The organism is Pseudomonas sp. NY15364 (assembly GCF_048068235.1).
GTDB lineage: Bacteria > Pseudomonadota > Gammaproteobacteria > Pseudomonadales > Pseudomonadaceae > Aquipseudomonas > Aquipseudomonas mendocina_D.
In genome coordinates this window covers 82817-96120 of the sequence record NZ_JBLUPX010000014.1, presented here as the reverse complement: position 1 = coordinate 96120, position 13304 = coordinate 82817, and the positions used below count along the sequence as shown (strand labels likewise).

The following is a 13304-nucleotide window of genomic DNA, read 5'->3' as shown; positions in this document are numbered from 1 at the left end:
GCGGCGACAGTCGCGGCTAAAGCCCCTCCCGCGGCAGCCTGAGGCTGCGCCAGGTCAGGCCGGTTCGACCTCGGCAGTGCTGGCTGCCTTGCTCTGTGCTTTCAGCTTGCGCATCTGCTCCACACCCCAGAGCACGCGCTCAGGCGTGGCCGGCGCGTCGATCTGCGGCTGCACCTTGTAGTCGGCCAGGCTCGCCACTGCGTCCTTCAGGGCGCACCAGGCTGCGATGCCGAGCATGAACGGCGGCTCGCCGACGGCCTTGGAGTGAAACACGGTGTCTTCCGGGTTCTTGCGGTTCTCCACCAGCTTCACGCGCAGGTCGATGGGCATGTCGGCGATGGCCGGGATCTTGTAGCTGGCCGGGCCGTTGGTCATCAGTTTGCCCTTGGCGTTCCACACCAGCTCTTCCATGGTCAGCCAGCCCATGCCCTGGACGAACGCGCCCTCGACCTGGCCGATGTCGATGGCCGGGTTCAGCGAGTCGCCGACGTCATGCAGGATATCGCCACGCAGCATGCGATATTCGCCGGTCAGGGTGTCGACCAGCACTTCCACGCAAGCCACGCCGTAGGCGTAGTAGTAGAAGGGGCGGCCACGCGCTTGGTCCCGGTCATAGAAAATCTTCGGGGTGCGGTAGAAACCGGTCGAAGACAGCGAGACCTGGCCGAAGTAGGCCTTCTGGATCACCTCCTCGAAGGACAGGAAGTGATCGCGCACGCGCACCTGGCCGTTACGGAATTCGACGTCTTCCGGGGTGACCTTGTACTCGTGCACCAGGAACTCCACCAGGCGCTGCTTAATGGTCTCGGCCGCGTTCTTCGCCGCCATGCCATTGAGGTCGGTGCCGCTAGAGGCTGCAGTGGGCGAGGTGTTGGGCACCTTGTCGGTGTTGGTGGCGGTGATCTGGATGCGCTCGATATCGACCTGGAACACTTCGGCCACGACCTGCGCGACCTTGGTGTTGAGGCCCTGGCCCATTTCGGTGCCGCCATGGTTCAGGTGGATCGAACCGTCGGTGTAGATGTGGATCAGCGCGCCAGCCTGGTTGAGGAAGGTGGCGGTGAAGCTGATGCCGAATTTCACCGGGGTCATGGCCAGGCCCTTCTTCAGCACCGGGCTTTTCTGGTTGAACTCGATGATCTCGCGACGGCGCTTGGCGTACTCGCAGCTTTCCTCAAGCTCGGCGGTCATCTCGTGGATGACGTTGTGCTCGACGGTCTGGTGGTAGTGGGTGACGTTGCGCTCGGTCTTGCCGTAGTAGTTGGTCTTGCGCACTTCCAGTGGGTCCTTGCCCAGGCTGCGCGCGATGGCGTCCATCACTTCCTCGATGGCGACCATGCCCTGTGGGCCGCCGAAGCCGCGGTAGGCAGTGTTCGAGGCGGTGTTGGTCTTGCAGCGATGACCATTGATGGTGGCGTTGCCGAGGAAGTAGGCGTTGTCCGAGTGGAACATGGCGCGGTCGACGATGGAGCCGGACAGGTCCGGCGAATAGCCGCAGTTGCCGGCCAGGTCCATCTCGATGCCATGCAGCAGGCCGTCGTCATCGAAGCCGACGTCGTACTCCACGTAGAAGGGGTGACGCTTGCCGGTCATGCTCATGTCTTCCATGCGCGGCAGACGCATCTTGGTCGGCCGGCCGGTGAGGTGCGCGATCACTGCGCACAGGCACGCCGGGCCGGCTGCCTGGGTTTCCTTGCCGCCGAAGCCGCCGCCCATGCGGCGCATGTCGATGACGATCTTGTTCATCGGCACGCCGAGCACTTCGGCAACCAGCTTCTGCACCTCGGTGGGGTTCTGCGTCGAGGTGTAGACCAGCATGCCGCCGTCTTCGGTGGGCATCACCGAGGAAATCTGGGTTTCCAGGTAGAAGTGTTCCTGGCCACCGATATGCAGGGTGCCCTGCAGGCGACGCGGGGCGCTGGCCAGCTTGCTGGCCGAATCGCCGATGCGGTGGGTGTGACTGGCGAGCACGAAATGCTTCTTGCGGTAGGCGTCGACCACATCGAGCACCGGCTCTAGGTCCTCGTACTCGACGATGGCAGCCATCGCTGCCTTGCGGGCGGTTTCCAGGCTGTCGGCGGCTACAGCCAGCACCACCTGGCCAACGTACTCGACCTTGCCGTCGGCCAACAGCGGGTCACCGGCGACCACCGGGCCGATGTCCAGCTGGCCCGGCACGTCATCCTTGGTAATGGCGATGGCCACCCCCGGAATCTCGTAGCAGGGGCTGGTGTCGATGCGCAGGATGCGCGCATGGGCGCGATCAGACTGGCGCGCGTAGACGTGCAATTGATTGGGGAATTCCAGGCGGTCATCGACATAGACCGCTTCGCCGGACACGTGCTTGTCCGCGCTCTCATGCTTGACGCTGCGGCCCACGCCACTGGTCATGCCGGCGCGGAACAGGGCGGCCAGCTCTTCCTGAGATTTGTGTTCGATATGACTGGACATCTTCGCCTCCAAAACTTCGCATGCCTCCGGGTGCGCCGGCGGCGTATCAATTCACTGCACGCTTACGCGTAGGCGGTAACCCGGGTTTCGATCTCGGGCGACTGCTGCTCGAGGAAGAACTTGCGCAGCAGGTTCTGGGCAGTGAGCAGGCGGTATTCCTTGCTGGCGCGGAAATCCGACAGCGGGGTGAAGTCCTCAGCCAGCGCGTTGCAGGCGCGTTCGATCACGCCCGGATACCAGGCCGAACCGACCAGGGCCGCTTCGCAGGCGCTGGCGCGTTTGGGGATGGCGGCCATACCACCGAAGGCGATACAGGCTTCGGTGACCACACCCTCTTCGATGGTGAGGTTGAAGGCCGCGCAGACGGCGGAGATGTCGTCGTCCAGGCGCTTGGACACCTTGTAGGCGCGGAACGCCTGATTGGCCTGGGCGCGCGGCACGATGATCTTCTCGATGAATTCGGCTTCCTGACGGGCAGTCACCTTGTAATCGAGGAAGTAGTCCTGCAGCGGCAGGATGCGGCGGGTGTTGCCCTGGCGCAGGGCAATCTGCGCGCCGAGGGCGATCAGCAGCGGCGGGGCATCGCCGATGGGCGAGGCGTTGCCGATGTTGCCGCCCAGAGTGCCCTGGTTGCGGATCTGCAGGGAAGCGAAGCGGTGCAGTAGCTCGCCGAAGTCCGGGTATTCGCGCGACAGCGCTTCGTAGCAGTCGGACAGGGCCGCGGCAGCGCCGATCTCGATGGCGCTGTCGGTCACTTCGATGCGCTTCATGTCTTCGATATGGCCGACGTAGATCATCACCGGCAATTCACGGTGGAACTGGGTGACTTCCAGGGCCAGGTCGGTGCCTCCAGCGAGCAGGCGTGCCTCAGGGTTGGCGGCGTAGAGGTCGGCCAGGTCGGCCACGGTCAGCGGGACCAGGCAGCGCTTGTCGCCGCTATTGAGCTCGGACGTCTCGCGCGGAGCGATGCTCTTGAGTCGGGCCACGGTATCGCTTTCGAAGGCATCGAACTGATCCGGCTGCTTCTGGCAGCAGGCCTGTTCGGCGGCGTCGATGATCGGGCGGTAGCCGGTGCAGCGGCACAGGTTGCCGGCCAGGGCCTCCATGGTTTGGCCCTTGTCGTACCCGGTGGAGTTCTTCTGCAGGGCGAACAGCGACATGATGAAGCCCGGGGTGCAGAAGCCACACTGCGAGCCATGGCAGTCGACCATCGCCTGCTGCACGCTGTGCAGCTTGCCCTGGTGCTTGAGGTCTTCGACGGTGATCAGTTGCTTGCCATGCAGGCTTGAGACGAAGGTGAGGCAGGAATTGAGGGTGCGGTAGCGTACGCGCTCGCCCTCGAGCTCGCCCACCACAACGGTGCAGGCACCGCAGTCGCCGGAGGCGCAGCCTTCCTTGGTTCCGGTTTTGCCGACGTGCTCACGCAGGTAGTTGAGCACGGTGACGTTGGGGTCCAGGACATGCTCTGTGCGCAGCTCCCGGTTGAGTAAAAACTGGATCAAGGACGACCTCCAGGCATTTTATTGTTATGAATCGGTGGCTCGCCGGGTGATCTGCGTGCACTGCAAGGCCCGGGCGAGATTGGTCATGGAGGCAATCTAGGGTTTTCTGACTTTTGGGTCAATAAATTTCTGACCTGAAAGTCAGTCTATTTCTGGCAGCATGATCCGTGAGTCTGGCCATTCTGCTTGATGGCTTCCGCCTTGCAGGGCGCTCCGAGATTCGTGCAGCAAGTGTCATGCCGTACGCTTGGCCCGGATGCGCCCTGTGGTACACTCGCCGCCAGATTTTCTTGCTCCCGCCCAGCCGTGGCGGGGCTCTCAGACTCGACCGCCTGCCCCTGGATCGACGTAAATAAGGAATGTCATGACGTTCAAGGCCCTGGACAGCCTCGCCGAGCAAATTGCGCATTACCTGGCCGAGCGCATCATTCGCGGTGAGCTCAAGGAACGTGAGCGCATTCAGGAGCAGAAAGTCACCCAGGCCCTTAACGTCAGTCGTGGTTCGGTACGCGAAGCCCTGCTCATTCTCGAGCGCCGCCACCTGATCGTGATCCTGCCGCGCCGCGGTGCCCAGGTCAGCGAACTGACCCCGCACCACGTCACCAGCCTCTATGCGCTGAGCATCGAGTTGTACGCCATGCTGGCCCGGGCGGTGATCGAACGCTGGCAGGTGGAGGCCGATCTGGCGCCGTTCATCGAGATCAAAAATCGCCTGCAGGACAGCCTCGAGCGCGACGATATCAGCGCCTTTGTCGAGAACAGCTTCGACGTGATGCGCGCCGCCTTTCCCTTCGCCGACAACCCCTATCTGCAGGAAACCCTGGAAAATCTGCTGCCGGCCATCAGTCGCACCTACCACCTGGCGCTGGAGCGGCGCAAAGGCGAGATGGGCCAGTTCATGAATACCTTCGCCAGCCTGCTGCAGGCGATCATCGCCCGCGACCCAGTGAGTGCCCGCGAGGTGCTGCAGGCTTATGGCGAGCACAACTGCCAGCTGGTGCTGGCGACTTTGGCCGAGCGATAAGCCCAGATGCGCCTGAAGAGCATCAAGCTGGCGGGCTTCAAGTCCTTCGTCGATCCGACGACTGTAAGCTTTCCCAGCAACATGGCGGCGGTGGTCGGGCCCAACGGTTGCGGCAAATCGAACATCATCGACGCCGTGCGCTGGGTGATGGGCGAAAGCTCGGCGAAGAACCTGCGGGGCGAGTCGATGACCGACGTCATCTTCAACGGCTCCAACACCCGTAAACCGGTGACCCAGGCCTCGATCGAGCTGATCTTCGACAACAGCGACAACTCGCTGGTGGGTGAATACGCCGCCTTCGCCGAGATTTCCATTCGCCGCCGGGTCACCCGCGACGGGCAGAACACTTACTTCCTCAACGGCACCAAATGCCGCCGCCGCGATATCACCGATATCTTCCTCGGCACCGGCTTGGGTCCGCGCAGCTACTCGATCATCGAACAGGGCATGATCAGCAAGCTGATCGAGGCCAAGCCCGAGGAACTGCGCAACTTCATCGAGGAAGCCGCCGGCATCTCCAAGTACAAGGAGCGCCGCCGCGAGACCGAGAACCGCATCCGCCGCACCCAGGAAAACCTCGCACGTCTGACCGACCTGCGCGAAGAGCTGGAGCGCCAGCTCGAACGCCTGCACCGTCAGGCCCAGGCGGCGGAGAAGTACCAGGAATACAAGGCCGAGGAGCGCCAGCTCAAGGCACAACTGCTGGCACTGCGCTGGCAGGGGCTGAACCAGCAGGTGGGCAGCCGCGAGCAGGTGATCGGCGACCAGGAGGTGGCCTTCGAGGCCCTGGTGGCCGAACAGCGCAGCGCCGATGCCAGCATCGAGCGCCTGCGCGACGGTCACCATGAACTCTCCGAGCGCTTCAACCTGGTGCAGGGCCGCTTCTATTCCGTGGGCGGCGATATCGCCCGCGTCGAGCAGAGCATCCAGCACGGCCAACAGCGCCTGCGCCAGTTGCAGGACGATTTGCGCGAGGCGGAAAAGGCGCGTCTGGAAACCGAATCGCACCTGAGGCACGACCGCACTCTGCTTGCCACTCTGGGTGAAGAGCTGGAGATGCTACTGCCCGAGCAAGAGATGACTGCGGCTGCCGCCGAAGAGTCCGCTGCCAGTCTGGAAGAGGCCGAAGCCGCCATGCACGGCTGGCAGGAGCAGTGGGACGGCTTCAACCAGCGCAGCGCCGAACCGCGCCGCCAGGCCGAAGTGCAGCAATCGCGCATCGCCCAGCTGGAGCAGAGCCTGGAGCGTCTGGCCGAACGCCAGCGCCGCCTCAACGAAGAATTGCAGCAACTGGCGGCCGATCCCGAAGACGCCGCCATTCTCGAATTGAACGAACAGCTCGCTGCCGGTGAGTTGGAGCATGAAGCGCTGCAACTGGCCGAAGAACAGCAGGCCGAGCGCCTGCAGCATCTGCGCGAGGAACTGCAGCAGGCCGGTCAGGCCCAGCAGCAGGCGCAAGGCGAGCTGCAACGGCTGAACGGTCGCCTGGCCTCGCTGGAAGCGCTGCAACAGGCTGCGCTCGATCCGGGGCAGGGCGCTGGCGAGTGGCTGCGCGAGCAGAACCTGCTGCAGCGTCCGCGTCTGGCCGAGGGCCTGCGCGTCGAGTCCGGCTGGGAGCTGGCGGTGGAAACCGTGCTCGGTGCCGACCTGCAAGCCGTGCTGCTGGATGATTTCGTCGGCCTGGATTTCTCTGCGCTGGAGCAGGGCGAGCTGCGCTTGGCCAGCCCGGCTTCGGGTGGTGTGCGGCGTGCCGGCAGCTTGCTGGACAAGATCGAGTCGAGCCATGACCTGTCGCCCTGGCTAGCCGGCGTGCGCCCGGTCGAATCGCTGGAGCAGGCGCTGGCAGCCCGTGCGCAACTGGTGGACGGCGAAAGCCTGATCAGCCGCGACGGCTACTGGGTCGGCCGACACTTCCTGCGCGTACGCCGTACTGCTGAAGCCGACAGTGGCGTGCTGGCGCGTGGCCAGGAGCTGGAACGTCTGCAACTGGAGCGCGAAGAGCGTGAAGCGGCCCTGGCGCAACTGGATGAGCGCCTGCTGGCGCTGCGTGATGATCAACGTCGTCAAGAAGAGCAACGCGAGCAGCAGCGCCGTCAGGGCCAGGAACTGGCGCGCCAGCTGGCTGAGCTGAAAGCCAAGCTGTCCGCGAGCCAGGCCAAGGCCGAGCAGTTGGGCTTGCGCCGCCGCCGTCTGCAGGACGAGCTGCAGGAGGCCGCCGAGCAGCGCGAGATCGAGCAGGAACAACTGGGCGAGTCGCGCCTGCAATTGCAGGACGCACTGGATGCCATGGCGCTGGATAACGAGCAGCGCGAAAGCCTGCTGGCCAGCCGCGACAACCTGCGCGAGCGCCTCGACCGTGTGCGACAGGAAGCCCGCCAGCACAAGGATCATGCGCACCAGTTGGCGGTGCGCGTCGGTTCGCTCAAGGCGCAGCACGATTCCACCCGTCAGGCGCTGGAGCGCCTGGAGATGCAGGCCGAGCGCCTGCATGAGCGGCGCGAGCAGTTGTCGCTGAACCTGGAAGAGGGCGAGGCGCCGCTGGAAGAGCTGCGCATCAAGCTAGAAGAGCTGCTCGAACGGCGTATGGCGGTGGACGACGAGCTGCGTCAGGCGCGTTTGGCGCTGGAAGATGCCGACCGCGAGCTGCGTGATGCCGAGAAACGCCGCACTCAGGCCGAGCAGCAGGCGCAACTGCTGCGCAGCCAGCTGGAGCAACAGCGCATGGACTGGCAGTCGCTCAACGTACGGCGCAAGGCGTTGGCCGACCAGCTCGCCGAGGACAATTACGACCTGCACGGGGTGATCGCCACGCTGCCGGCCGAGGCCACGGAAAGCGCCTGGGAAGAAGAGCTGGAGCGCATGGCCGCGCGTATTGCCCGTCTCGGGCCGATCAACCTGGCGGCTATCGACGAGTATCAGCAGCAGTCCGAGCGCAAGCGCTATCTGGATGCTCAGGACGCCGACCTGGTCGAGGCGCTGGAAACCCTTGAGAACGTCATCCGCAAGATCGACAAGGAAACGCGCAATCGTTTCAAGGACACCTTCGATCAGATCAATGGCGGTTTGCAGGCACTCTTTCCAAAAGTTTTCGGTGGCGGCAACGCTTATTTGGAACTCACCGGCGAAGATTTACTCGATACCGGTGTAACCATCATGGCGCGGCCTCCGGGCAAGAAGAACAGCACCATTCATTTGCTCTCCGGTGGAGAGAAAGCGTTGACTGCTTTGGCATTGGTGTTTTCCATCTTCCAGCTCAATCCGGCGCCGTTCTGCATGTTGGACGAAGTGGATGCACCGCTGGACGACGCCAACGTCGGGCGCTATGCGCGGCTGGTCAAGGAGATGTCGGCGACGGTGCAGTTCATCTACATCACCCACAACAAGATCGCCATGGAAATGGCCGATCAACTGATGGGGGTTACCATGCACGAGCCGGGTTGTTCGCGCCTGGTGGCAGTGGATGTCGAGGAGGCGCTGGCGATGGTGGAGGCGTGATGGCAGAGCGCCGCGAGATTAACTGAATATAGGCAAAACCTTGTGTGGCTCCCTGTGTAAAGTTGCCTTTCGTCGTGCTAGCTTATTGCCCACTTTTGTTACACGCGGAAAACGTCAGATAGAACATCAAGTTGGCGTCGCGTTTTATAGTTGAGTTGTGATCCGGTTGATTGGATCTTTTTTTCACCAGAATTATTAAGGGTCAGGTATTTCATGGAATTCGGTCTGCGCGAGTGGCTGATCGTTATTGGCATCATCGTTATCGCTGGCATTCTTTTCGACGGCTGGCGCCGTATGCGCGGTGGCAAGGGCAGGCTCAAGTTCAAGCTCGACCGCAGTTTCGCCAACATGCCTGATGACGACAGTGACCCGGACCTTCTCAGCCCGCCGCGCGTGGTCAATCGCGACCACGAGCCGCAGCTGGACGAAGACGAACTGCCGTCGATGACTGCCAAGGACCTGCCGCGTCGTCCGCGCAACGAGCCGCAGCAAGGCGACCTCAATCTGGCCGTCGATGAGCCGGTGCCGACTCTGCTCAATCCGGTCGATGACGAACCCGTCGAACCGAAGAAAGCCGCCAAGCCAGCTGCAGATGCCGCGCCGGTGGAAGAGGTGCTGGTGATCAACGTGGTCGCCCGCGATGATTTCGGTTTCAAGGGCCCAGCTCTGCTGCAGAACATCCTCGAAAGTGGCCTGCGCTTCGGCGAGATGGATATTTTCCATCGCCACGAAAGCATGGCTGGCAATGGCGAAGTGCTGTTCTCCATGGCCAACGCTCTCAAGCCGGGTACCTTCGATCTGGACGACATTGAAGGCTTCAGCACCCGCGCTGTTAGCTTCTTCCTCAGTCTGCCCGGCCCGCGTCATCCCAAGCAGGCCTTTGACGTGATGGTCGCTGCCGCGCGCAAACTGGCCCACGAGCTGGGCGGCGAGCTGAAGGACGACCAGCGCAGCGTGATGACCGCGCAGACCATCGAGCATTACCGCCAGCGCATCGTTGAATTCGAGCGTCGGCAGCTGACCCAGAAACGCTGAAACATCAGTGCATTGCAAAAGAGCAGCCGAGGCTGCTCTTTTCGTTTGAGAGACCGAGCATGACCGACGCCGCCCAACGTATTTCCGAACTGCGCAACGAACTGGACGCGCACAACTACCGTTACTACGTGCTGGACGAGCCGAGCGTACCCGACGCCGAGTACGATCGCCTGTTCCGCGAACTGCAGGCGCTGGAAGCTGATCACCCTGAGCTGGTCACACCAGAATCCCCGACCCAGCGCGTCGGCGGTGAGGCGCTCAGCGCCTTCGGCGAGGTGCGTCACGAAGTGCCGATGCTTAGCCTGGGCAACGCCTTCGAGGAAGACGACCTGCGTGCCTTCGACCGCAGTGTGCAGAACGGCCTTGGCGTGCCGGGCGGTGATCTGTTCGGCGGCGGTGCCGAGATCGAATACAGCTGCGAACCCAAGCTCGACGGTCTGGCCGTCAGCCTGCGTTACGAGAATGGCCAGTTGGTGCGTGGTGCCACGCGCGGCGATGGCAGCACCGGCGAAGACATCACCAGCAACGTACGCACCATTCGCAATGTGCCGCTCAAACTACAGGGCGAGGGCTGGCCGCAGGTGCTGGAAGTGCGCGGCGAGGTGTTCATGCCCAAGTCCGGTTTCGAGGAGCTCAATGCGCGGCAGGCCGAGAGCGGTGGCAAGACTTTCGCCAACCCACGCAACGCCGCTGCCGGCAGCCTGCGTCAGCTCGACCCGAAAATTACCGCCAGCCGCCCACTGGAGTTCTGCTGCTACGGCGTCGGCCAGGTTAGCGGCGAACTGCCGGGTACCCAGGTAGCCATGCTGCAACAGCTCAAGGCCTGGGGCGTGCCTATCAGTCGCGAGCTGAAGCTGGCCAAGGGCGTCGAGGCCTGTCTGGATTACTACCGCGACATCGGTCAGCGCCGAATGAGCCTGGCCTATGACATCGATGGCGTGGTGTTCAAGGTCAACAACATCGAGGACCAGCAGCAACTGGGCTTTCGTGCGCGCACCCCGCATTGGGCCATTGCCCACAAGTTCCCTGCGCAGGAAGAGCTGACCGAGCTGCTGGACGTGGAGTTTCAGGTCGGCCGTACCGGCGCCGTCACGCCTGTGGCGCGGCTCAACCCGGTCAAGGTGGCCGGAGTGATGGTAGCCAATGCAACCCTGCACAACATGGATGAAGTGGCGCGCCTCGGCGTGATGATCGGTGACACGGTGATCATCCGCCGCGCCGGCGACGTGATCCCGCAGGTGATGGCAGTAGTGCCCGAGCGTCGCCCGGAGAATGCGCGCCCGGTGCATATCCCCGAGCAATGCCCTGTGTGCGGTTCAGCCGTGGAGCGCACACAACTGGTCAAGCGCAGCAAGGGCAAGGAGTCGCTAAGCGAAGGCTCGGTGTATCGCTGCGTCGGTCGCCTGAGCTGTCAGGCGCAGCTCAAGCAGGCGATCATCCACTTCGTCTCGCGCCGCGCCATGGATATCGAAGGCCTCGGCGACAAGACTATCGAGCAACTGGTGGACGAGAAGCTGATCGCGTCGCCAGCCGACCTGTACAAACTGACCTTCGAGCAGATCATCGGTCTGGAAGGCTTCGCCGAGGTGTCCAGCAACAAGTTGCTGGCGGCTATCAGTGACAGCAAGCGGCCGACCCTGGCGCGCTTTATCTACGCCCTGGGGATTCCCGATGTAGGCGAGGAAACCGCCAAGGTGCTGGCGCGCTCCCTGGCCTCGTTGGAGCGTGTGCGCAAGGCGCTGCCGCAAGTGCTGACCTATTTGCCGGATATTGGCCTGGAAGTCGCGCACGAGATCCACAGCTTCTTCGAGGATGAGCACAACCAGCAGGTGATCAACGCTCTCTTGGGCGAGTGCGGTCTACAACTGCAGGAAGAGGGCGAGCTGAACGCCGAGTTCACCGCCATCGCTACCCTCGGCGGCATGCTCGACAAGCTCAATATTCCCAGCGTTGGCCCAGGTGCGGCGCAGAAGCTGGCCGAGCGTTTCGGCAGCCTGGAGGGCGTGCTTCGCGGCGATTGGCTGGACATGCGCCAGACCCTGCCGGAGAAGCAGGCCAAGGCCGTGCGTGAGTTCTTCGACAATGTTGAAAACGCCCAGCTGGCGCGGGCCATCGAGCAGCAACTGCGCGTTTTCGGCATGCACTGGGAAAGTGAGAAGAAAGTCGCTGAGGGCCTGCCACTGGCTGGCCAGACCTGGGTGCTCACCGGCACCCTGGAGGTGATGAGTCGCGACGTCGCCAAGGAAAAGCTGGAGAGCCTGGGCGCCAAGGTGGCCGGCTCGGTATCGTCCAAGACACATTGCGTCGTCGCAGGGCCTGGTGCCGGTTCGAAGCTGGCCAAGGCTAGCGAGCTGGGGGTGAAGGTATTGGACGAGGCGCAGTTCCTCGACCAGCTCAAGGCATACGGCATCGACCTTTAGGGAGCTGGTCGCGAGCAGAGCTCGCTCCTACAGATACAGGCGAAGATACGCCGATCTTGTAGGAGCGGCTTTAGCCGCGAAAACCAGTGCCGGATCGTCGAGAGCCTGCAGGCCTGGACGAAGTTCAGGTGTTGATTCTGAATCTGTAGGAGCCGGCTTGCCGGCAATCCTTTACGGAGACATCGCCGGTAATCCGGCTCCTACGAAAAGCTCGGCTTCAGCCAGCGAAGCGCTGATCCAGATAGGCGATGATCGCCTTGGATTCGTACAGCCAGGTGCTCTGACCGTTTTCCTCGATGCGCAGGCACGGCACCTTGATGCGGCCGCCGTGCTGCTCCAGTGCCTGCCGGTGTTCGGCGTCGTTCTTGGCGTCGCGCAGTTGCACCGGCAGGTTCAGACGGTGCAGGGTGCGGCGCACCTTGACGCAGAACGGGCAGGCGCGGAACTGGTACAGCGCCAGATTGGCCGTGGCACGCTCGACTTCGGCTTGCGCCTCGGGGCTGCGCTTGAGCTTGCGCGGACGGCTGACCCAGTCGGCGAACACGACGAGCTGACCCAGGCCGATACGAAGGGCTTTGAGCAACATTTTTCTAACTCCTGAACGGGCATGCCGCGGGCGGCACTCCAAATGATCTTTGCGGCCTGCCCACCCTCATCCGGCGCTTCGCGCCACCTTCTCCCGAAGGGAGAAGGGTCATCGAGGAAGGCGTTGCTACGCGACTTTTGCGTTAAGCGGCGAAGGCCGTTCACCGAAGTGAGCGGCCGTCGTCTTGAGCGGGAATCAGCGAACCAGATTGAGGAATTCGCCGCGGGTCGCCGGGTTGCTGCGGAATTCGCCGAGCATCACCGAGGTGACCATGGAGGAGTTCTGCTTCTCCACGCCGCGCATCATCATGCACATGTGCTGCGCTTCGATGACCACCGCCACACCGAGGGCACCGGTGACCTGCTCGACCGCTTCAGCGATCTGTCGGCTGAGGTTTTCCTGGATCTGCAGGCGGCGGGCGTACATGTCGACGATGCGTGCCACCTTGGACAGGCCGAGTACCTTGCCGTTAGGGATATAGGCGACGTGGGCCTTGCCGATAAACGGCAGCAGGTGATGCTCGCACAGCGAGTACAGCTCGATGTTCTTTACCAGCACCATCTCGCTGTTGTCGGAGCTGAACAGCGCGCCATTGGTGACCTCTTCCAGCGTCTGCTGGTAGCCACGGCAGAGGTACTGCATGGCCTTGGCGGCGCGCTTGGGCGTGTCCAGCAGGCCTTCGCGGGAAACATCCTCGCCAAGTTGGCCAAGGATCGCGGTGTACTGTTGTTCCAGGGACATGGAAAATCCTGTTGGGTATCGAATGGGCGCAGGGTAGGGCGCCGACAGGG

General features: G+C 63.0%; 8 protein-coding genes. 4 read left to right on the top strand and 4 right to left on the bottom strand.

The features are described from left to right. Positions 1-54 precede the first annotated feature (54 nt). Both xdhB and xdhA read right to left on the bottom strand, forming a co-directional pair. Entirely contained in the window at positions 55-2451 is a 2397-nt protein-coding gene (gene xdhB / locus ACNFCJ_RS13880; RefSeq protein ID WP_416771925.1) for a xanthine dehydrogenase molybdopterin binding subunit, read from the bottom strand. Positions 2452-2513: 62 nt separating this feature from the next. Continuing rightward, positions 2514-3953 (bottom strand): xanthine dehydrogenase small subunit, encoded by a 1440-nt coding sequence (gene xdhA, locus ACNFCJ_RS13875; RefSeq protein ID WP_416771924.1) that lies wholly within the window; start codon positions 3951-3953, stop codon positions 2514-2516. 364 nt (positions 3954-4317) lie between these two features. Here xdhA and ACNFCJ_RS13870 point away from each other — a divergent pair, with 364 nt between their 5' ends. From ACNFCJ_RS13870 to ligA, 4 genes are all read left to right on the top strand, one after another. Then, positions 4318-4977 carry a GntR family transcriptional regulator gene (locus ACNFCJ_RS13870; protein WP_416771923.1) on the top strand — a complete coding sequence of 220 codons (660 nt, stop codon included), beginning with the start codon at positions 4318-4320 and terminating at the stop codon, positions 4975-4977. A 6-nt stretch (positions 4978-4983) separates the two neighbouring features. Continuing rightward, positions 4984-8472, top strand: coding sequence for a chromosome segregation protein SMC (gene smc, locus ACNFCJ_RS13865; RefSeq protein ID WP_416771921.1), 3489 nt, complete (start codon positions 4984-4986; stop codon positions 8470-8472). A 213-nt stretch (positions 8473-8685) separates the two neighbouring features. Continuing rightward, positions 8686-9507: a cell division protein ZipA gene (gene zipA / locus ACNFCJ_RS13860; protein ID WP_099525448.1), complete on the top strand. Its 822-nt coding sequence runs from the start codon at positions 8686-8688 to the stop codon at positions 9505-9507. 59 nt (positions 9508-9566) lie between these two features. After that, entirely contained in the window at positions 9567-11927 is a 2361-nt protein-coding gene (ligA, locus tag ACNFCJ_RS13855) for an NAD-dependent DNA ligase LigA (RefSeq protein WP_416771920.1), read from the top strand. 217 nt (positions 11928-12144) lie between these two features. On the opposite strand, the gene ACNFCJ_RS13850 is transcribed toward ligA, so the two are convergent. Together ACNFCJ_RS13850 and folE are read right to left on the bottom strand one after the other, a co-directional pair. Beyond that, complete coding sequence (locus tag ACNFCJ_RS13850; protein WP_343349940.1) at positions 12145-12513, bottom strand: glutaredoxin; 369 nt, start codon at positions 12511-12513, stop codon at positions 12145-12147. Positions 12514-12708: 195 nt separating this feature from the next. Continuing rightward, complete coding sequence (gene folE, locus ACNFCJ_RS13845) at positions 12709-13254, bottom strand: GTP cyclohydrolase I FolE (protein WP_074680367.1); 546 nt, start codon at positions 13252-13254, stop codon at positions 12709-12711. Positions 13255-13304: the final 50 nt, after the last annotated feature.